17 protein-coding genes and 3 pseudogenes are annotated in these 20,783 nt (G+C 59.6%); 10 read left to right on the top strand and 10 right to left on the bottom strand.

Annotation, left to right across the window (positions count from 1 at the left end; translation table 11 throughout):
* Positions 1–160: 160 nt before the first annotated feature.
* The 4 genes and pseudogenes from F0169_RS28280 to F0169_RS06595 all read right to left on the bottom strand — a co-directional run.
* A pseudogene (locus F0169_RS28280) lies at positions 161–1,225 on the bottom strand (methyl-accepting chemotaxis protein); the annotation flags it as partial.
* Positions 1,226–1,390: 165 nt separating this feature from the next.
* Positions 1,391–3,220: a CocE/NonD family hydrolase gene (locus F0169_RS06605; RefSeq protein ID WP_152746062.1), complete on the bottom strand. Its 1,830-nt coding sequence runs from the start codon at positions 3,218–3,220 to the stop codon at positions 1,391–1,393.
* Between the two features lie 19 nt (positions 3,221–3,239).
* Positions 3,240–4,667, bottom strand: a complete 1,428-nt coding sequence (locus tag F0169_RS06600) for a YfcC family protein (RefSeq protein ID WP_152746055.1) — start codon at positions 4,665–4,667, stop codon at positions 3,240–3,242.
* A 109-nt stretch (positions 4,668–4,776) separates the two neighbouring features.
* On the bottom strand, positions 4,777–5,673 hold the full coding sequence (locus F0169_RS06595; RefSeq protein ID WP_172979355.1) for a LysR substrate-binding domain-containing protein: 897 nt from the start codon (positions 5,671–5,673) through the stop codon (positions 4,777–4,779).
* Between the two features lie 182 nt (positions 5,674–5,855).
* Here F0169_RS06595 and F0169_RS06590 point away from each other — a divergent pair, with 182 nt between their 5' ends.
* Together F0169_RS06590 and bamJ are read left to right on the top strand one after the other, a co-directional pair.
* Positions 5,856–7,079 carry an OprD family porin gene (locus F0169_RS06590; protein WP_152746053.1) on the top strand — a complete coding sequence of 408 codons (1,224 nt, stop codon included), beginning with the start codon at positions 5,856–5,858 and terminating at the stop codon, positions 7,077–7,079.
* A gap of 106 nt (positions 7,080–7,185) precedes the next feature.
* The gene (gene bamJ, locus F0169_RS06585; RefSeq protein ID WP_152746052.1) at positions 7,186–7,803 is read left to right on the top strand and encodes a BamJ family beta-barrel-assembly machinery protein; all 618 of its coding nucleotides are present in this window, start codon (positions 7,186–7,188) and stop codon (positions 7,801–7,803) included.
* A gap of 149 nt (positions 7,804–7,952) precedes the next feature.
* On the opposite strand, the gene F0169_RS06580 is transcribed toward bamJ, so the two are convergent.
* The 3 genes from F0169_RS06580 to F0169_RS06570 all read right to left on the bottom strand — a co-directional run bounded on the left by F0169_RS06580 (position 7,953) and on the right by F0169_RS06570 (position 9,886).
* Positions 7,953–8,210, bottom strand: coding sequence for a PA4570 family protein (locus F0169_RS06580; protein ID WP_003194088.1), 258 nt, complete (start codon positions 8,208–8,210; stop codon positions 7,953–7,955).
* Between the two features lie 160 nt (positions 8,211–8,370).
* Positions 8,371–8,712, bottom strand: a complete 342-nt coding sequence (locus F0169_RS06575) for a zinc ribbon domain-containing protein YjdM (RefSeq protein ID WP_058414187.1) — start codon at positions 8,710–8,712, stop codon at positions 8,371–8,373.
* 205 nt (positions 8,713–8,917) lie between these two features.
* Positions 8,918–9,886: a polyprenyl synthetase family protein gene (locus F0169_RS06570; RefSeq protein WP_058414188.1), complete on the bottom strand. Its 969-nt coding sequence runs from the start codon at positions 9,884–9,886 to the stop codon at positions 8,918–8,920.
* A gap of 239 nt (positions 9,887–10,125) precedes the next feature.
* On the opposite strand from F0169_RS06570, the gene rplU reads away from it, so the two are divergent.
* The 7 genes and pseudogenes from rplU to F0169_RS06535 all read left to right on the top strand — a co-directional run bounded on the left by rplU (position 10,126) and on the right by F0169_RS06535 (position 15,710).
* On the top strand, positions 10,126–10,440 hold the full coding sequence (gene rplU, locus F0169_RS06565) for a 50S ribosomal protein L21 (protein ID WP_003176051.1): 315 nt from the start codon (positions 10,126–10,128) through the stop codon (positions 10,438–10,440).
* Positions 10,441–10,474: 34 nt separating this feature from the next.
* Positions 10,475–10,732, top strand: coding sequence for a 50S ribosomal protein L27 (gene rpmA, locus F0169_RS06560; RefSeq protein WP_003176049.1), 258 nt, complete (start codon positions 10,475–10,477; stop codon positions 10,730–10,732).
* A gap of 195 nt (positions 10,733–10,927) precedes the next feature.
* Positions 10,928–12,151 carry an Obg family GTPase CgtA gene (gene cgtA, locus F0169_RS06555; protein WP_058414189.1) on the top strand — a complete coding sequence of 408 codons (1,224 nt, stop codon included), beginning with the start codon at positions 10,928–10,930 and terminating at the stop codon, positions 12,149–12,151.
* A gap of 110 nt (positions 12,152–12,261) precedes the next feature.
* Positions 12,262–13,379: pseudogene (gene proB / locus F0169_RS06550) on the top strand (glutamate 5-kinase).
* A 15-nt stretch (positions 13,380–13,394) separates the two neighbouring features.
* Positions 13,395–13,859: a CreA family protein gene (locus tag F0169_RS06545; protein ID WP_122252466.1), complete on the top strand. Its 465-nt coding sequence runs from the start codon at positions 13,395–13,397 to the stop codon at positions 13,857–13,859.
* Positions 13,860–13,960: 101 nt separating this feature from the next.
* Positions 13,961–14,443: a glutathione peroxidase gene (locus F0169_RS06540; protein ID WP_152746051.1), complete on the top strand. Its 483-nt coding sequence runs from the start codon at positions 13,961–13,963 to the stop codon at positions 14,441–14,443.
* A 163-nt stretch (positions 14,444–14,606) separates the two neighbouring features.
* On the top strand, positions 14,607–15,710 hold the full coding sequence (locus F0169_RS06535; protein ID WP_152746050.1) for an NADH:flavin oxidoreductase: 1,104 nt from the start codon (positions 14,607–14,609) through the stop codon (positions 15,708–15,710).
* On the opposite strand, the gene F0169_RS06530 is transcribed toward F0169_RS06535, so the two are convergent.
* Positions 15,679–16,881: a glycosyltransferase family 4 protein gene (locus tag F0169_RS06530; protein ID WP_122252470.1), complete on the bottom strand. Its 1,203-nt coding sequence runs from the start codon at positions 16,879–16,881 to the stop codon at positions 15,679–15,681. The two genes, F0169_RS06535 and F0169_RS06530, sit on opposite strands and share 32 nt — an antisense overlap.
* 54 nt (positions 16,882–16,935) lie before the next feature.
* Positions 16,936–17,700, bottom strand: coding sequence for a sulfate transporter CysZ (gene cysZ, locus F0169_RS06525; RefSeq protein WP_152746049.1), 765 nt, complete (start codon positions 17,698–17,700; stop codon positions 16,936–16,938).
* A 293-nt stretch (positions 17,701–17,993) separates the two neighbouring features.
* Here cysZ and trxB point away from each other — a divergent pair.
* Positions 17,994–18,955 (top strand): annotated as a pseudogene (gene trxB / locus F0169_RS06515) (thioredoxin-disulfide reductase).
* A gap of 211 nt (positions 18,956–19,166) precedes the next feature.
* Here the strand turns inward: trxB and F0169_RS06510 are convergent.
* Positions 19,167–20,783, bottom strand: a 1,617-nt coding sequence (locus F0169_RS06510; protein WP_152746048.1) for a lipase family protein, incomplete at its 5' end; no start/stop codon positions are given.

Here is a 20,783-nt window from a genome sequence, read left to right as displayed (position 1 = left end):
TGGCCGTCATTTCGTGCATCGCCGTGGCGACTTGATCCGTCTCGATCTTCTGGCTGTTCACGCCGGCGCTGGTCTGCTCGGTAACGGCCGACAGCTCTTCGGCGGCACTGGCGATTTGTGTCACGCCGTCGCGAATACCACTGATCAATTCACGCAGGGTCGTGCCCATGCGCTGGATGCCTTGTTGCAACACGCCCAGTTCATCGCGGCGGGTGACCTGGATGTTGTGGCTCAGATCGCCAGAAGCAATGCGTTCCACCACGGCCAGGGTTTCCTGGATAGGGCGAGTGATCTGGCGAGTAATGACCAGCGCCGCGATGATGCCGACCAGCAATGCCAGCAACGTGCTGATCAATTGCAGGCTGCGGGCCTGGGCGCTTTCGGCGTCGCGGCGATCGAGTTGAATATCGTAGAGCTTCTCACTGATCGACACGATGTCGCTGCCCTGAGTGGTCATCTCGGCGCGAGCAGTAACGATGTTGTTGTTGGCCGCTTTATAGGCCTGTACGGCACTGCGATACGCGCCCAGCGCGGTTTCCAGTGACGCCAGTGCGCTTTGTTGGCTGTTGCCGAATGCGCTGCTGAGGTTTTTCAAACCCGCGATGGCTTTCTCGATTTGCGCTGCGGCGCGGGCTTCGGTCTCGGCGTTGGCGTTAGTGGTGTAGCCACGCACGTCGTAGCGCGCCAATTGGAATTCTTCCTTGGCATTGGTCACGGCCTGGTATTGCGCGAAGCGCTCCGGACTGTCGGGCATCTGCTGCACGCTGGTGTCCAGGGCGTTGATTTGCTCATTGGCGATGGCTGCCTTGTCACCCATGACTTGGCGTGAGCTATTACCGTTACGGTAGGCTTCGCGCATCTTGTTCAGGGACTGTTGATAGGCGGTGATGACGGCCTTCTGCTGGTTGAGCAGCTTGAGGTTTTCCGGGCTCTTGAAGCTGTCCAACAGCTTCTGTTGCTTGGCGGCAAAAGCATCCAGGTTAGTCTGTACGGTCTGTGCCACCGCTTCGTCGCCATCGGCCAGCATGTATTGCAGGCGCACGATACGTAGCTTGGTCAGGGACGCATTGAGCTGGGTGATGTCGCTCATCCAGTTGCTACGGTCGATCAGGCTGCCCAGGCTGGTCCAGCCGGTAAGGGCCAGGATGGACGTGAGGACCAGCACCAGGCCGAAGCCCAGGCCGAGTTTGAGGTTGACGCTGATGTTGCCGAACCAGCTATTCATCGAATGCTCCGCAAGAATGATGTCTGTCTGCTGGACGGTGTTGTTGTTTGAGCCAGCCAATTGTATGTAGCGGTGTATCGGCGGCAAGCGATGATTCTTAAATACTTTTCTTACGCGGGCGACGAAGGGGCGCCATCGCCGCGTGGCAATGGCGACCCTGCGCGCTCACAGTGCCGAGGCGTCAGGCATCACGGTCAGCCTCAGGTACGACGTGGCCCCGGGGCTCATGTGCACGGTGTTACGTGCGACTCGCGGGTGGTTGGCCTGGCCCGAAGGTTCGCCGCTGTTGGGGTTGACGTCAAAGCGCGGGAAATTGCTACTGGCGATGTCCAGGCGCAGCCGATGGCCGCGTTTGAACAGGTTGCAGGTGGCGAAGGGCTCGATCAGTACTTTGACCCGTTTACCAGGTATGAGGAGCGTCGGCTGTTCCCAGGATTCGCGATAGCGGCAACGGTGGATGCCATCGGTAATATTCATCGCAAAGCCGTCGGGGTAATCGGCACTCGGTGGATACACGTCGATCAGCTTGGCGGTGAAATCGGTGTCGGGCGCATCGCTGTCGATCCACAACTCGATCTGCACGCTACCGGCGACAATCAGGTCTGCATCGAGTGGCTCGGTCTGGAAACTCAGCACGTCATCGCGCTCGCTCAATGGGCGGTTGTCGCCTCGGGTGCCGAAGAAGTCGGCGCGTTCACGTTGATCAAAAGCACCGCCCACAAATACCGGGGCGCCGGACGTCAGCGCGCCGCCGAGGGTCGGGACCGGATGAGCGGGGTCGGCGAAGTAACTCAAGTGCGTGTCGACGCCTTCGGGCGCACTGCGCGTCAGCTGCTTTTGCGCATTCAAGTACAAGGTCAATGCCTGGCTGCCCGGCAGTGGCCACTGCGATGATTGCAGCCAGCGGCCGCCGTGGTCCATGCGACCGTTTTGGTCCCGATTGCCAGTGCCACCGCCCATTAGAAACACTTGAACATTGGCTCTGGGGATCGGCGGCGAAGGCTTGAGTGTTTGCTCGAACCACGCCAGGCGGCAACTCAGCCAGTCCTGATCGACCTGGCCATCGAACACGGCCGCAGGCCCGAAATCCACATCGCCACTGTGGCTGATGTTGCGATCGCCATGCAGCCAGGGGCCCATGACCAAGCACTGGTTTGCCGTGCCGTTTTGCCTGAAGGCGGTGTAGTTGGCCAGGGTGGAGCTGACATAAGCGTCGTACCAGCTGGACATGAACAGCACTGGAATATCCGGTAACTGTGAGTAGTGGCCTTCGGCGTAGAGGCCGGACTTCTGCCAGTATTGGCTGAAGGTGCCCTGGGCCCATTGCTCCAGCACGTAGGCTTCGTACTCCGGCACATGGCGCAACGGAGACTGGCCGGGTTGCCACGGCATCCGCGTAAACCACTGATGAATATCCTCCTGCTCCAGCGCCAGGCGAACCTGTGGGTCGGCCAGTGCTGCCGGGCTCTCCTTGGCCTGGCGAAAGGCCCAAGTAGCCTGCTTGAGTTCGAATGCACCGCCCTGGCGGATCCCGCACTGGTAGGCGTTGGCGAATCCGCCACTGTCCAGCACCATACTGCTCAGGCCAGGTGGGTGCAGGCAGGCCATCGCTAGCTGTGTATGGGCAGCGTAAGACAGGCCCATGCTGCCGACTTTGCCGTTGCACCAGGGTTGCTGGACGATCCAGGCCAAGGTGTCAAAACCATCTTCGCCTTCAGCGGTGTATTTGGTGAACAGCCCTTCGGAGGCGTAGCGCCCACGGCAGTCCTGGAAGATGGCGACAAAACCTTGTTGAGTAAAACGCGTCGCCATCTGTTCGCGGGAGATGTGTTGGCCGTCGAGCTGTTTTTCCGAGCGCGAAGGTTTGCTCTTGTCGTAAGGCGTGCGTTCGATGACGACGGGAAAGGGGCCGTCGCTGCCTGCCGGTAAATAAATATCGGTGGCCAGGTGGATGCCATCGCGCATCGGGATCATTTGGTTGTGCAGGGTTTGCATGGGGAAAACACTCATCGACTCAGTACCCGCTCGTAACCGCAATGGCCAGCAACACCATCGCCAGCACGGCGTAGATCAAGAACAGCGGCAGGATGTAACGCGCCCATTGGCCCCAGCCGACATTGGCCGTCGCCAGCAGCACCAGCAGGCCGCTGGAAGTGGGGGTGATCATGTTGGTCAGGCCATTGCCCATCAAAAACGCGAACACTGTGGTCTGCGGGCTGACGCCGGACAGCTGGCCCAGCGGGCCGAAAATCGGCATGGTCACGGCTGCCTGGCCCGAGGTGGACGGGATCAGCACATCCAGGCCCAGTTGCGCGAAGAACATGCCGTAGGCCGACACAATCGGCCCGTGGTCGCCCACCACATTGGCCAGGCTGTTGACGATGGTGTCCAGTACCTGGCCAGTACTGAGGATGATTTCCACTGCAGTGGCCAGGCCGATCAGCACACCGGCAATCAGCACTTTCTTCATGCCATCGACAAAGGCACTGGCGGCGACACTCGCACCCAACCGGGCGATCACACTGAAGGCCACCGTCAGCAGCAGATAAAACGCCGACAGCTCATGGTATTTCCAGGCCCAGCGGTTGGAGGCGTAGACCAAAAAACCGATGCCTGTCAGCAGCACGATCAGGTTGATCAGGTGGCGCGTAGGCAGCGGTTTGCGTTCGAACGTGATCTGCGCCGTCGCATCGAAACCGTGCTTGCGAATGCTCCACAGCACGAAAGCAATACCCACCAGCAGGAAGGTGCAGTAGGCCAATACGCGCATGCTCAAGCCACTGAATATCGGCAGCCCGACCATCGGCTGGGCGACGGAGAGCGCCACCGGATTGGAGATCGATGCCAGGTAGCCGATCTTTACCGAGATGGTGACGATGGCCAGCCCGATCAGGTTCGACAGCCCGAGCCGATTGGCCATGGCGACCATCAGCGGAACGATCAGGATAAATTCCTTGGCCAGCCCCATGAAGGTACTGCCGGCTGAAAACACCAGCATCAGGCTCGGCACCAACACGTAGATATTGCCTCGGGTCAGCCCCAGCAGGCGCTCCAGCCCGGCGTCGATCACGCCGGCCTTATTGAGCACGCCGAACATACCGCCGATGAACAGCACCATGAAAATCAATGCCGCACGTTTCTCGATGCCCTGGGGAATAGCCATGAAGCCTTCCACCAGTGACACCGGACGGGCCATCGTATCGCCGACCTTGCGCGGCTCCAGTGAGAACAACTGGCCCAGGCTGTCGTGCTTTTCCAGCACTTGATAGGAGCCCGGTATCACCAGGCCGTTCTGGCGCTCGAACGTGCCCGAGTTCACCGCGTAGGTGAACGCCACGGCGAGCAAGACGATGCTCAGCAGGATGATGGCTGGGTTGATCTGTTTGCGTTGCGCGGGTTTTTCCGCCACCGCCTGGGTGGGGGTGATCTGTGATTCGCTCATGCTGGCTGCCCCGGCGTTCGCCGTTTTTGTTATAGGGGAGTGACGCGTGTGGAGCGGACACTAGGGCAAAGTTTTTGCGCCGACAACGTTATGCGCAGGGCGGGTCGGGCTATGCGTTTTGTGCGTTCAAACGCTGTTTGAGATGCTCGGCAAACGCGATTACAACTGGTGGGCGTGGTTCATTGGCGCGATAGGCCAGGCCGAACGAGTAGGGCAGCGCCGGGCGAAAAGGCCGGGTCACGATTGGCAAATGCAGGAAGTGACTGGCGAGCAAGCCGTTGACGATCGACACGCCCAGGCCTTCAGCGACAAAGCTGCAGGCGGCCCCCACCGAATGCACTTCGACGCGCACTTGCGGCGTGAGGTTGGCGGCGCGAAACACCTGATTCAACTGCGCGCGTAGAGCCCGTTGCCGGCCCAGCATCACCAGCGGCACATTGCGCAGGTGCTGCACCTCGATACATGCGTGACGGGTCAGTGGATGGTCGAGGGGCATCACGCAGACGCCTTCGGTTTCCAGCACCGGTTCGATGTCGAAATCGGCGATTTCCGTCGGCAAGCGCACAAAGCCCAGGTCGGCGGAACGGTCGAGCACAGCGCGTTCGATCATGTCGTAAGAGCCGGTCAGCAACTCGACAACGATGTCGTCATGGCTCTTGAGAAATTCCGCGACGATCCGTGGCAGCAGCTCCTGGGTCATGCTGGTAGGCACGCCGACCTTGAGCAGGCTCTTGCGCGAGCGGCCCACACGCATCTCGTCGGCCAAGCGTTGGATGCGCTGCATACCGTCTACCAGGCCGGCGACTTCGGTCAGCAACTCTTCCGCTTCTGCGGTGGCCATCAGGCGGCCCTTCTTGCGCAGAAACAATGCGAAACCCAACGCCTCCTCCAGTTGGCTCAACAGGCGGCTGACCGCCGATTGCGACAGGCCCATGCGCGTCGCTGCGCCGATGGTCGAGCCGGTGGACATGATCGCCTTGAAGGCTTCGAGCTGCTTGAGATTCACCGTGCTCTTCCTGTTGGTTGCGAGGGGCGAGCGGTGCTTTGCGCATAGCCTGATGCGCATCTCGCATAACGTTGTGGGGGGGTGGATGAGCCGTTAGTGTCCGCTCCAACGCGACGTGCCGTCCAGTGTGTCGCGCGGTGCAACTGCCCATAAAAACCACAACAGGCATTGAGGAAACAGCTATGCGAGCGTTTTTCACGAGGGGCAAAATCGCTTCGGCGGGCTTGGTGGCGAGCCTGTCACCGGCGCTGCTGGCCCAAGGTTTCTGGGAGGATTCCCAGGGGCGATTGACCTTGCGTAACTTCTACTTCAACGACGATTACCGTGACGGCGGCAATGATCGCCGGGAGTGGGCGCAAGGCTTTTTGCTCAACCTGCAGTCGGGTTACACCGAGGGTGCGGTGGGCCTTGGCCTCGATGCGTTGGGGTTGTCCGGGCTGCGGCTGGACTCCAGCCCCACCCACGCCGGTACCGGTCTGTTACCGGTGCACGACGACGGTCACGCGGCCAGCGAGTTTTCAAGCCTGGGCGTCACCGCGAAGCTACGTTGGGGCGATGCCGTGGTGAAAACCGGCACGTTGCTGCCAAAGATTCCGGTGTTGGTGCACAACGATGGGCGCCTGCTGCCGCAGACTTTCCAGGGTACCCAGCTGGAGTACACCGGTATTCGCAACCTGTACCTGCACACCGGGCACCTGGACAAATTCAAGTTGCGAAACTCAACCGACAGTGTGGCTATTTATCCACAGGGCTACAGTGGCAAAAAGGGCAGCGACTTCGATTTTGCCGGTGCCACTTATGCCTTCACTCCGCGTCTCAGTGGCACCTGGTATTACGGTGAACTGCGTGAGTTCTATCGCCAGCAATTCTTCGGCCTTGTACATAAACAGCCGGTCGGCAGTGGCACGTTGACCAGCGACTTGCGCTACTTCATCAGCGACGAGGCGGGGGAGGCGCGTAACGGCAAGGTCGACAGTGACATGTTCAGTGGGCTGTTCACCTACCGCCTGGGCGCGCAGGCGCTCGGTGTCGGTTATCAGAAGGTCAACGGCGAAACGGCATTGCCTTATGCCAGTGTGTCGACCGTGTATTCCTTCAGTAACGCCGGCGTGGGCAAGTTCATCCAGGCTGGTGAGCAAACCTGGATGCTGCGCTACGACTATGACTTTGCCGCGGTATTGCCGGGCTTGAGTTTCATGACCCGTTATTACAAAGGGCAAAACGGCGATTACAAAGGGCGTGAGGCGCGCGAATGGGAGTCCGATACCAATCTGCGCTACGTGGTTCAGAGCCGCACGTTCAAAGGCCTTGGCGTGGAGTTGCGCAAAGCAACCTACCGCTCGACCTATGCCAGTGACCGCGACAACTATCGGCTCTACCTGACTTACGACCTGGCACTCTGGTAGGCGGGGCGTGGGGCTGATCAGAAGTCGGTCTTGTGTGCTAGTCTGCTGGCCCTTTTAGTTTTGGATGGCACGGGAAAACTGTGCTGCCCTACAGCGGAGCCTCTTCATGTCCGAAGTTAATCTGTCCACCGACGAAACCCGCGTCAGCTACGGTATCGGCCGTCAGTTGGGCGACCAACTGCGCGACAACCCGCCACCGGGCGTGAGCATTGACGCCATCCTGGCCGGCCTGACCGACGCGTTCGCCGGCAAACCAAGCCGCGTTGACCAAGAGCAAATGGCCGCGAGCTTCAAGGTCATTCGTGAAATCATGCAAGCCGAAGCGGCTGCCAAGGCTGAAGCCGCGGCTGGCGCTGGCCTGGCGTTCCTGGCTGAAAACGCCAAGCGCGATGGCATCACCACCCTGGCGTCGGGCCTGCAATTTGAAGTGCTGACTGCCGGTAGCGGCGCCAAGCCGAGCCGTGAAGACCAAGTGCGTACTCACTACCACGGCACCCTGATCGACGGCACCGTGTTCGACAGCTCTTACGAGCGTGGCCAGCCTGCAGAATTCCCGGTGGGCGGCGTGATCGCCGGCTGGACCGAAGCCCTGCAACTGATGAATGCCGGCAGCAAATGGCGCCTGTACGTGCCGAGCGAGCTGGCTTACGGCGCTCAAGGCGTTGGCAGCATCCCGCCGCACAGCGTGTTGGTATTCGACGTCGAGCTGCTCGACGTTCTGTAACACAGCAGGTTATTGCGGGCCTTGTGCCTGTGTGGGAGCGGGCTTGCTCGCGATGGCGTCGACCCGGTTTAACTGTGAACCGAGTCGCCAGCATCGCGAGCAAGCCCGCTTCCACATAAAGCCTGCATCCACAGGTTTTGCGCGGTCGCTCATGGGTGAAATTTGCCATTGAGCTCCGTTGCCGGGCGCAACGCTCGCGCATAGCAGAACAGAAACAGGTTACGCACCACTTCTTTAAGTACGCCGGGCTCACTCGAACTCAGGCCATTCACGTCCAGGTCGCCCTGGTCCTGCAGCTCATTCAGCGCTTCTTCTTCCAGCACCGCACAGACTTCCCCGGTTTCCCGATGCAGGATTCGCAGGTAAGGGTGTGGGCGGTCCAGCCAGGCATCGATCAAGTACGTCATGGTTCATTCTCCTTGATAAGTTTCAATGAGAATAATTCTTATTCGTAGAATAGCAAGTGCCTATTGGCGGTTTACTGATTTTTCTGTGTGGGTATTGCGCTTGATCAACGCAGAGGGCGAAAAGCCACCCCGCGGCGGGCGCGGGATGGAGGCAGCAGGCTCAGACTTTACGCACAAACTCGGACTTGAGTTTCATCGGGCCGATACCGTCGATCTTGCAGTCGATGTCGTGGTCGCCATCGCACAGGCGGATGTTCTTGACCTTGGTGCCGACTTTGACCACCAGCGAAGTGCCTTTGACCTTAAGGTCTTTGATCACGGTGATGGTATCGCCGTCCTGCAAGACATTACCTACAGAGTCTTTCTTCACGGTTTCATCGCCGGCCACTTCGGCCTCACCAGTGGCGGACCACTCATGCGCACATTCCGGGCAGATCAACTGGGCGCCGTCTTCGTAGGTGTATTCGCTATTGCATTTCGGGCAGGGTGGCAACGTGCTCACTAAAGCTCCTTTAAAGTCAGGATGGCTAAAAAGCGCACATTATATAGGGTTTTGCAGCGCGAGCGGGGGAGTGGGTTGGCACTGGGATCTAAATGTGGGAGCGGGCTTGCTCGCGAATGCGGTCTATCAGAAACGTATTCAGTGACTGACACTCCGCATTCGCGAGCAAGCCCGCTCCCACACAAGCCCGCTCTGCAGGGAGTATTCAGTGAGTACGCGCCACCGCGAATTCACTCAGCTCGACCAACGCGTCGCGGTATTCGCTGGCAGGCAGCGCTTCCAGGCATTTGATCGCGCGGGCCACGTAGTCACGTGCCAATTGTGCGGTGTAATCCAGCGAGCCCGAGGCTTCCACGGCAGCGCGAATGCTTTCGAGGTCTTCGATACCGCCTTTCTGGATCGCCTTGCGCACCAGCGCGGCCTGTTCCGGCGTGCCTTCGCGCATGGTGTAGATCAGCGGCAAGGTCGGTTTGCCCTCGGCCAGGTCGTCACCGACGTTCTTGCCCAGGGTTTCGGCGTCGCCACGGTAGTCGAGCAAGTCGTCCACCAACTGGAACGCAACCCCCAGGTGATCGCCGAAAGTGCGCAGCGCTTCGCTTTGCTCAGGCGTCGCTTCGCACAAGGCGGCGGCGCTGTGGGTGGAGGCTTCGAAGAGCATCGCAGTCTTGCCGCGAATCACTTCCATGTAGGTTTCTTCGGTGGTGCTGGCGTCGCGAACCTTGGACAGTTGCAACACTTCGCCTTCGGCGATGATACGCGTGGCTTGTGAAAGAATCTTCATCACCGGCATCGAGCCCAGTTCGACCATCATTTCGAACGAGCGCGAATACAGGAAGTCGCCCACCAGCACGCTCGGGGCGTTGCCCCACATCGCGTTGGCCGTCTCGCGGCCACGGCGCATGCCGGACATGTCGACCACGTCGTCATGCAGCAAGGTTGCGGTGTGCAAAAATTCGATGGTGGCGGCCAGCAGGCGCAGGTCATCGCCTTCGCGGCCAAGGGCCTTGCCGCACAACAGGACTAATAAAGGCCGCAGGCGTTTGCCGCCCGCCGACGTAATATAGTCGCCAATTTTGGAGACCAGCGGCACTTTAGACGTCAGCTGCTGCTTGATGATGCCGTCGACGGCGCTAAAATCGTCCGCGACCGCGCGGTAGAAAGCTTGGGGTTGCATCAGCGACAGTCGCTCCAGAAGGGTTGCGCGGCATGCTAGGACCCTCTCCCCGTAGTGTCAAGGCGCGATAGACGGCTACTTGCAACACCCATTTACCTTGCGTACAATCGCGCACCCTGAACTTCCTGGGCAGCACCTGCCTTACGCAATTGCATTCGGGACGTCCATCCCATGCAGCCATGCCAGCCAATACCTCTTCTTATAAAGCGCTGGGTGAGCAGGATTATCGGAGAAATACCATGTCGTACGCAGTAATTGTTACTGGTGGCAAGCAATACAAGGTCGCCCCAGGTGAATACCTGAAGATCGAAAAACTGGAAATCGCTACCGGCGAATCCGTTACCTTTGATCGCGTTCTGTTGGTCGCCAATGGCGATGACGTGAACATCGGCGCTCCAGTGGTTGCCGGCGCTACCGTTGTGGCTGAAGTGATCTCCCAAGGTCGTCACGATAAAGTCCGCATCATCAAGTTCCGTCGTCGTAAGCACCACATGAAGCGTATGGGCCACCGCCAGTGGTACACCGAGATCAAAATCACCGGTATTCAGGCTTAATTTCAGCCTAATTCCTCACTAGGAGAATTGACTCATGGCACACAAAAAAGCTGGTGGTAGTACCCGTAACGGTCGCGACTCAGAAGCCAAACGCCTTGGCGTTAAGATGTATGGCGGCCAGAAAATCATTCCGGGCAACATCATCGTGCGTCAGCGCGGCACCCAATTCCACGCCGGTTACGGTGTTGGCATGGGTAAAGATCACACCCTCTTCGCGAAAATCGAAGGCGTGATCAAGTTTGAAGTAAAGGGCGCGTTCAACCGCCGTTACGTGAGCGTTGTCGCCGCTTAATTGCGCGATCGCTGGAAAAGCCCTGTCTCGCGACGGGGCTTTTTCGTTTGTGGGGTGAGTCTCTTGCAAAGCTGTTTGTGATGGGCGAAAGCAACGGGTTTTGCAGTCATTGCTTGAGGTCGCTGCGCTCATTTTTGCAAGAGTCTTATGTCTTGGTTTTTTTAAGCTCGTCCGTGCGACGAGAGGCGTTTTGTTATGAAGTTCGTTGATGAAGTTTCCATCCGAGTAAAAGCAGGCGACGGCGGTAACGGTTGCATGAGTTTCCGTCGCGAAAAGTTCATCGAAAACGGTGGCCCGAACGGCGGCGACGGCGGTGACGGCGGTTCCATCTACTTGATGGCCGACGAAAACCTCAACACCCTGGTCGACTACCGTTACACCCGGCACTTCGATGCCGAGCGTGGCTCCAACGGCGGCAGCACCGACTGCACCGGTAAAAAAGGTGAAGACATGGTGCTGCGCGTACCGGTCGGCACCACGATCATCGACTCCGCCACTCAGGAAGTGATTGGCGACCTGACCAAGGCCGGTCAAAAGCTGATGGTTGTGCAGGGCGGCTGGCACGGTTTGGGTAACACCCGATTCAAGTCCAGTACCAACCGTGCACCGCGCCAGACCACGCCGGGCAAACCGGGCGAGCAGCGTGACCTCAAGCTGGAAATGAAAGTACTCGCCGACGTAGGCCTGTTGGGCCTGCCAAACGCCGGTAAAAGTACCTTCATTCGCTCGGTCTCGGCCGCCAAGCCGAAAGTCGCCGACTACCCGTTCACCACCCTGGTGCCAAACCTGGGCGTGGTCAGCGTAGACCGCTGGAAAAGCTTCGTGATCGCCGACATTCCAGGCCTGATCGAAGGGGCTTCCGATGGCGCAGGCTTGGGCATTCGTTTCCTCAAGCATTTGTCGCGTACGCGCTTGCTGTTGCACCTTGTCGACATGGCGCCGCTGGATGACACCAGCGCACCAGACGCTGCCGAAGTGATCGTCAGCGAACTGACCAAGTTCAGCCCGGCCCTGGCCGAGCGTGACCGCTGGTTGGTACTGAACAAGTGCGACCAGATTCTCGAGGAAGAACACGAGGAACGCGTCAAGGAAATCGTCGATCGCCTGGAGTGGACCGGCCCGGTTTATGTGATCTCGGCCATCGCCAAAGAAGGCACCGAGCGCCTGACCCGCGACATCATGCGCTACCTTGAAGACCGCGCCGACCGCCTGGCGGCCGACCCGGTGTTCAAGGCCGAACTGGCCGAGCTCGACCAGCAGATCGAAGACGAAGCCCGCGCCCAGTTGCAGGCGCTGGACGACCAGCGTGCCCTGCGCCGCAGCGGCGTGAAGTCGGTGCATGACATCGGCGACGACGAGTGGGACGAGGAAGACGTGGATGATGAGGATGGCCCGGAAATCATTTACGTGCGCGACTGAGTCGTTGCGATAAACTTGAACGCGCTCCTTTTAGAGCGGCGTTTTGGTATCCGGGTATAACGTTACGGGCGGCGCTGGGTCGCGCAGCCCTCAATCTAAGGTTGAAGATGATGCGGAGCAAAGTGACAGGTGCGCAGCGCTGGGTCGTAAAGATCGGAAGCGCGCTGCTGACGGCAGATGGTAAAGGGCTTGATCGCGCAGCCATGAGCGTCTGGGTCGAGCAGATGGTGGCCTTGCATGAGGCCGGTGTTGAGTTGGTGCTGGTGTCGTCCGGGGCCGTCGCTGCCGGCATGAGCCGCCTCGGCTGGACCGCGCGACCCAGCGCGATGCACGAGCTGCAAGCCGCTGCCGCCATCGGCCAGATGGGCCTGGTGCAAGCCTGGGAATCCAGCTTTGCCGAGCATGGCCGCCACACGGCGCAGATCCTGCTGACCCACGACGACCTGTCCGACCGCAAGCGCTACCTCAACGCCCGCAGCACCTTGCGCGCGCTGGTGGACCTTAAGGTTATCCCGGTGATTAACGAGAACGACACGGTGGTCACCGACGAAATCCGCTTCGGCGACAACGACACCCTGGCCGCGCTGGTCGCCAACCTGGTGGAAGCCGACCTGCTGGTGATTCTCACCGACCGCGACGGCATGTTTGACGCGACCCGCGCAACAACCCCGATGCCCGGTTGATCTATGAAGCCCGCGCCGATGACCCGGCGCTGGACGCCGTGGCCGGCAGCGTCGGCGGCGCGCTGGGCCGTGGCGGCATGCAGACCAAGCTGCGTGCTGCACGTTTGGCCGCGCGCTCGGGCGCCCACACCATCATCGTCGGCGGGCGCCTGGAACGCGTGCTCGACCGTCTCAAGGCGGGTGAGCGCATCGGCACGTTGCTGTCGCCGGAGCGCGGGCTGCTGGCGGCGCGCAAGCAATGGCTGGCCGGACACCTGCAAACCCGTGGCACCCTGGTGCTGGACGAAGGCGCCGTGTCGGCGTTGTCCCAAGGCAACAAGAGCCTGCTGCCGGTGGGCGTCAAATTGGTGCAGGGCAGCTTCCGCCGTGGCGAGATGGTAGTGTGCGTCGCGCCCGACGGTCGCGAGATCGCCCGTGGCCTGGCCAACTACAGCGCCCTTGAAGCGCAGAAAATCATTGGACAATCGTCTGATGCGATTGTCGGACTATTAGGTTACATGGCTGAACCGGAACTGGTTCACCGCGATAACCTGATCCTGGTCTAAACAAAGGAATACACGATGCGCGTGATAAAGGGATTGCTCGGCCTGCTGTTGGCCATGCCACTGTTGGCCTCGGCCGAAGAAATCGGCCAAGTGTCGACGGTGTTCAAGTTTGTCGGCCCCAATGACCGGATCGTGGTCGAGGCGTTTGATGACCCCAAAGTCGACGGCGTAACCTGCTACCTGTCGCGCGCCAAAACCGGCGGCGTAAAAGGCAGCCTGGGGCTTGCCGAAGACCGTGCCGAAGCATCAATCGCTTGCCGCCAAGTCGGCCCGATCAGTTTTAAGGGCGAACTCAAGGACGGCGACGAGGTGTTCAAGGAGCGTACTTCGCTGGTATTCAAGACCATGCAGGTGGTGCGTTTCCTCGACAAGAAGCGCAATACCCTGGTGTATCTGGTCTACAGCGACCGCCTGATCGAAGGCAGCCCGCAGAATGCGGTCACGGCGATTCCGATTTTGCCCTGGCCGACGGCGCAGTAACCGGCAGGCGCGTTTTTTAATCGGCGTCTATGATTGCAGGCTTGGGGTCTGTAATCTCGACGTGCCGCAATGCGAAGAATATGGGAAATCTGGAGTTCGTCATGAGTGCTTTCCACGACCTGAAACTCAAAGCGTTAGACGGACAAGAGTTGCCGCTGGCGCCCTTCAAAGGGCACGTTGTGCTGGTGGTCAACGTGGCGTCCAAGTGTGGTTTGACCCCGCAATACGCGGCGTTGGAAAACCTCTATCAGCAATACAAGGGCCAGCGTTTCAGCGTGCTCGGCCTGCCGTGCAACCAGTTTGCAGGCCAGGAGCCGGGCACCGAGGAAGAAATTCAACAGTTCTGCAGCCTCAACTACGGCGTGACGTTCCCGCTGGGCAGCAAGCTTGAGGTCAATGGCCCCGACCGCCATCAGCTCTACCGCTTGCTGGCGGGCGAGGGCGCCGAGTTTCCGGGCGACATCACCTGGAATTTCGAGAAATTCCTGCTCGGCAAAGACGGCCGGGTACTGGCGCGTTTCTCGCCACGTACTGCGCCGGATGACCCCACCATCGTCCAAGCCATCGAAAAAGCCTTGATGTAGCTACAAGCTTTTAGCTGCAAGCTGCAAGTAGAAGCCCCTGCTTACAGCTTGAAGCTTGAAGTTGCTTTCATGCCCCTTCATCACCAAAATCAATAGTGCTATCGCACGCTGCACTCGCGCAATATTATCCACATCATAAAACCCTATGCCGTGGAGTGCTCCCATGCCTGTGCAAGCCTTGTTCAAACCGTTCCAGCTCGGTGCTCTGCAACTCTCGACCCGCGTGGTGATGGCACCGATGACGCGTTCGTTCTCGCCAGGTGGCGTACCCAATTCCAAGGTCATTGAGTACTACCGCCGTCGCGCCGCCGCAGGCGTGGGCCTGATCATCACCGAGGGCACGGTGGTCGATCATCAGGCCTCTAACGGCTACCCGAACGTGCCGCATTTTTACGGTGAGGCCGCGCTGGCCGGCTGGAAGAAAGTGGTCGACGCGGTGCACGCCGAAGGTGGCAAGATCGTTCCGCAGTTGTGGCACGTGGGCAGCGTGCGGCGTATCGGCACTGAGCCGGACGCCAGCGTGCCGGCTTACGGCCCGATGGAAAAACTCAAGGACGGCAAGGTGGTCGTCCACGGCATGACCCGCGCAGACATCAACGACGTGATCAACGCCTTTGCCCAAGCCGCCAAGGATGCCCAACGCATCGGCATGGACGGCGTAGAGATCCACGGCGCCCACGGCTACCTGGTTGATCAGTTTTTCTGGGAAGGCAGCAACCAGCGCACCGACGAATACGGCGGCAGCCTGGCCAACCGTTCGCGTTTTGCCATCGAACTGATCCAGGCTACCCGCGCTGCGGTAGGCCCGGACTTCCCGATCATCTTGCGTTTCTCGCAGTGGAAGCAACAGGACTACACCGCGCGCCTGGTGCAAACCCCGCAGGCGTTGGGTGAGTTTCTGCAGCCGTTGTCCGACGCCGGTGTGGATATTTTCCACTGTTCCACGCGGCGTTTCTGGGAGCCGGAATTCGAAGGCTCCGACCTCAACCTGGCCGGCTGGACACGCAAGCTCACCGGCAAACCGACCATCACCGTGGGCAGCGTCGGCCTGGACGGCGAGTTCCTGCAGTTCATGGTCAACACCGACAAGGTCGCGCAACCGGCCAGCCTGGAAAAACTGCTGGAGCGCTTGAACAACGACGAGTTCGACCTGGTGGCCGTGGGCCGCGCCTTGCTGGTAGATCCAGATTGGGCGTTGAAGGTGCGCGAAGGCCGTGAGGGCGACATTCTGCCGTTCAGTCGTGAGGCGTTGACGACCTTGGTGTAAGCGGTGACAGGGCGGTTACCGGAGGCCCGTCCTTGCACACACCGCGCAACTGGCGTTCAAACTGTTCGATAATTGCCGGCCAACCCTGACGGCTCGCGTGTTGGCGGGCATTCAGGCGAGCCCTGCGCAAGGTCTCGCGCTCTTCGAGCAGCCACACGGCGGCATCGCAAAAAGCCTCCTCATCACCCGGCATCGCAAGCGCGCCACTATAGCCATGGCGGATATGCTGGGTGGCGGCCGCTTGGTCATAGGCCACCACGCCAAGCCCCGACGCCATGGCCTCCAGCACCACATTGCCGAAGGTTTCGGTCAGGCTGGGGAACAGGAACAGGTCGCCTGAGGCGTAATGCTTTGCCAGTTCCTCGCCGCGCTGGGTGCCGCAGAACAAAGCGTCGGGCAATTCGCTCTCCAGCAGCGCGCGTTGCGGGCCATCGCCAACGATGATCAGCTGCATGCGCCGCTGTGGATAACTACGCTGCAAGGTTTCAAAGCAGCGCTTAAGCAACCCGAGATTCTTCTCCTGCGCCAGCCGGCCGACATGCAGCACCGCGATGTCGTCGTTGCGCAGGCCAAAGCTTTCGCGCAAGGCGTTATCGCGTTTGGCCGGGTGAAACAGTTGGCTGTCGACCCCGCGTGACAACATGCCCAGCCGCTCGAAATGCCGACGCTCCAGCTCCAGGCGTTGGCTGGCGCTCGGCACCAGCGTCAACGTGGAACGGTTGTGGAACCAGCGCAGATAGTGCGTGACCATGCGGCTCAGCAGGCTCAAGCCATATTGGTTTGAGTACTGTTGAAAATTCGTGTGAAAGCCGCTGACCACACTGATCCCCAGGCGCCGTGCCGCGCGCAGGGCGGATAACCCCAGCGGCCCCTCGGTGGCGATGTACAGCACGTCCGGGCGCTGACGGGTCCAGCGCCGCAGCAACTTGTGCATCGACGACTGGCCCCATTGCAGGCCGGGGTAGCCTGGCAGCGGCCAGCCACGGCACAGCAGCAACTCGTCGTCGCTGGGGCGGGTCTGGTCGACACCCTGGCGCGGGCGCACCAGTTCGATTTGGTGGCCACGTGCGCGCAAACCTTCACACAAGCGACCAAGGGTATTGGCCACCCCGTTGATCTCGGGCGGGAAGGTTTCGGTGATTAAGGTGATGTGAAGCGAAGCTGTCGTCATGACCCACAGTCTCGCCGTGGGCCATGTCGCCATTGTGGCATTGGGATGATGGATTTATGACGGCGTCACGTTTTTCCGGGCCATCGTCTCGGCGCCTTGCTCGCGCACCCAGAAGAGCGTGGCCCCGGCGACCGCTGCCGGCATCATCAGCAGGTTGACCACCGGCACCAGCAACACCAGATACACGATGCCGCCGAAGCTCATGCTCTGCCAGCGTTTCTGGCGCAGCCAGGCGAGCATTTCGTTCCAGCCCAGCTTGTGGTTGTCGGCCGGGTAGTCGATGTACTGGATCGCCATCATCCACACGCCGAACAACAGCCACAGCGGCGCGGCAATCAGGTTGACCACGGGAATGAACGACAGGATAAACAAGCCGATGGCGCGTGGCAGGAAGTAGCCCAGCTTGCGCATTTCGCGCGCCAGGGTGCGCGGCACCATCGCCACCAACTCGCCCCAACTGAACGGCGGGAAGTCATCGGTGCCGCGTATCACCACCTCGACCTTCTCGGCGAGAAACCCGTTAAACGGTGCGGCGATGATATTGGCGATCATGGTGAAGGTGAAAAACACCATCAGCACTACCAGCACCACAAACAACGGCCATAACAGGTAATTCAAAAAGCTCAGCCAGCTTGGCAGCGTCGGCATCAAATGGTCGACCCACAGGCTGAACTGATGGCCAGCGAAGTAGATCAAACCGACAAACAGCACCAGGTTGATTGCCAGCGGCAGCAGTACAAACAGGCGCAAGCCAGGGCTCAACACCAATTTGAGGCCTTCACGCAGATATTGCGGGCCGGAAAGAACAGGGGCGGGCATGGAGAACTCCGAGCAAGAGGACGAACGCGCCGACCTTACCGGCTTTGCAATCAAGGCGAAAGCGCCGCCGGTGTGACGACATCAACGGTAACAAAGGCGTCGATTAACCGCGTCGACTGCATAGAGACCACCTATGAGCTGGATTGTTATTGCGTATTTCCTTAATCTTGCGCCCCTCGTTACGCTTCAACCATTATTTTCAGGACCTGCGAGTTCAAGCACTTCCCCAAGTGTTTCGCGGTCCTTTTTTATTCCAGCCGCCTTGTTGTGCGGGCGGTCGATAGGAGTGAGTCATGTCTGATACCCGTCATTCGCGAGTGATTATTCTCGGTTCCGGTCCTGCCGGTTACAGCGCTGCCGTTTATGCTGCCCGGGCCAACCTCAAGCCGTTGCTGATCACCGGCATGCAGGCGGTGGTCAGTTGACCACCACCACTGAAGTCGACAACTGGCCGGGCGATGTTCACGGCCTGACCGGCCCGGTGCTGATGGAGCGTATGAAAGAGCACGCCGAGCGCTTTGAAACCGAGATCGTTTTCGACCACATCAACCAAGTCGATTTCTCGAAAAAGCCTTACAGCCTGACCGGCGACAACGGCGTCTACACCTGCGACGCGCTGATCATCGCCACCGGCGCCAGCGCCCGTTACCTGGGCCTGCCGTCGGAAGAAGCGTTCATGGGCAAGGGTGTTTCGGCCTGCGCTACCTGCGACGGTTTCTTTTACCGCAATAAGCCGGTCGCCGTGGTCGGTGGCGGTAACACCGCTGTCGAAGAGGCGTTGTACCTGGCCAATATCGCCAGCACCGTGACCCTGGTTCACCGCCGCGAAACCTTCCGCGCCGAGAAGATCCTGATCGACAAGCTGCACGCGCGCGTCGCTGAAGGCAAAATCATCCTCAAGCTCAATGCCACCCTCGACGAAGTCCTGGGCGACACCATGGGCGTGACCGGAGCCCGCCTGAAAAACAACGACGGCAGCTTCGACGAGCTGAAAGTCGACGGCGTGTTCATCGCCATCGGCCACACCCCGAACACCTCGCTGTTCGAAGGCGTGCTGGAAGCCAAAGACGGCTACTTGGTCGTACAGGGCGGCCGCGAAGGCAACGCCACCGCGACCAACATCGACGGCATCTTTGCCGCCGGTGACGTGGCCGACCACGTCTACCGCCAGGCCATCACCTCGGCCGGCGCCGGCTGCATGGCGGCGCTGGATGCCGAGCGTTACCTGGATGGTTTGAAGGACGCATCGTTCTAAACCATTGAAATGAAAAAAACCGGCTGCGAGGCCGGTTTTTTTTGTGCTGGATTTAATGACCCGCGCAGGTCAACGGTGGGAGGGGGCTTGCTGCAGATGTCGGTGTATTAGCTACAGATAGTCTGGCTGTTACACCGCTATCGGGAGCAAGCCCCCTCCCACATGTTGATCCATGCCTGGCTCAGGGGTTGATGGTCGTTAACTGCCCACGCTAGGTAATCGAATCGATGTCGAATGTATATGGCCCACTGCTGGGAGAGGCGAACATCGAAGCGACATCGTCCGGCTCGGGAATCATCGCAATTTGCACCTGCAGTGTGTTCTCCCGCTGGCCCTTCCAGCGTTGCAGAGCGGCTTCCAGGTTGGGCGAGTGCGCAGCGCTGCCGTAAACATCCACCCGCCTCAGTGCGCGCACGCGTAATCGTTCAAGCCGCTGCAGTGAATCTTGCAGCTTGTAATACTCGCCGGACAACTCGGTCACCGTTTGCAGGTACTCGGGGTCGTTGTTGCAATAGCGCAGCGTGTCCATTGTTCGCTTGCGTTGGTCGTACACCTTGCTGCGCATGGTCGTCAGTGCCGACGCCACCACATCGTATTCACGTTTAGTCACCACCGTGCCCTTGGTTTCCTCGGTTTGTTGCCAGCGTCTAAAGGTCGCCCAGGAAAACGGGATATAGGCCCCCGGTATACTGTGATCAGCAAAGCTCATGGCCTGATCGATAAAACCACCCCGAAACGGCAGGTCGCCGTCCTTGGCCAGCGCACGCGTGCACGCGGCCTCTTCAATGGAGTCACACCCCGGGTTCCAGAGAATCGACGAAATTTGCTTTTCGTTGAAGTTCACCGGCATAAAGTGATGCAACGTGCCGTGATGCTCATAAGGCGCGCCACCCACCCGAACCAGGCCTGCGACGAAAATCAAAATACCTAACACCGGGTTGGTAATAAAAAGTCCCGCAAGCCCGGTAATCCAAATGCTTCGCCGTGCATTCATCCACGGTGCGGGTACGCCGGGGATCATGTCGTTGTTGTTGACCATGCGGTGGTGCGTCAGCGGCTCGGCAGCGGCGACGAATGTGGCATCACCTACACGCGGCGATCCGTAGGTGTAGAGGAGAACGTCGTAGTTCAAGGTTTCGTCAGATCGCAGTGCTTCGGCCAGTAGTAGTGCAATCGCGCCGCCCAGGCTGTGGCCGCTGATAATGATTTTTTGGCCGATATGAAACCTATCCAAATAGTTCTGAACAAACGTCTTCAACGCCTTATACGCATCGTAAAAGCCATGATGGACGTTGCCTTTACCCTCGCTGAAAGGAACTTGTGCCGCATCCGCGTCACGCCACCAATCTGATAATTCCAACGTTCCACGGATAGCGATCAACACCACCTCATCATGATGCGTGATAAACGCTTGCGTGCTCTTGCCGCTTAGCCAGTACTCGCTGGTGTCATCAAAAAAATGCAGATTGGCAGGATGTTCCTGAATGTCGCTCGGCTTGTTTTGCTCATATAGGGTTGGGTCGAACGGTAAAATCTCAAAGCGCTTCGAGTAAGGAACTTCTTCATACAGTGGGTAGAAACGGTGAACCGGCGACTGCGAACTGTCTACCTTCCAGCTTTCTCGATAGTTGGGAAGCGCGTCACCAAAAAAGTTACCCACACTGGGTTCGAGTGGAAAGCTCACGGTGTCCACAGGTTCTTTGGCGGGTTTTTGGCCGAAATCGTTATAGCTCAAGTTCGATATGATTGCGAGCTGGTACAGGTTGAGTGCGCTGAAGGCATTGTCGGTTGAGAGCATGGGCCTGAATGCACGCAGGGGGCGCACCTG

Origin of the sequence: Pseudomonas kitaguniensis, from assembly GCF_009296165.1 — a bacterium.
Taxonomy (GTDB): Bacteria; Pseudomonadota; Gammaproteobacteria; order Pseudomonadales; family Pseudomonadaceae; genus Aquipseudomonas; species Aquipseudomonas kitaguniensis.
Note: the sequence above shows the minus strand (reverse complement) of the source record. Positions and strands in the feature narration are given on the sequence as shown.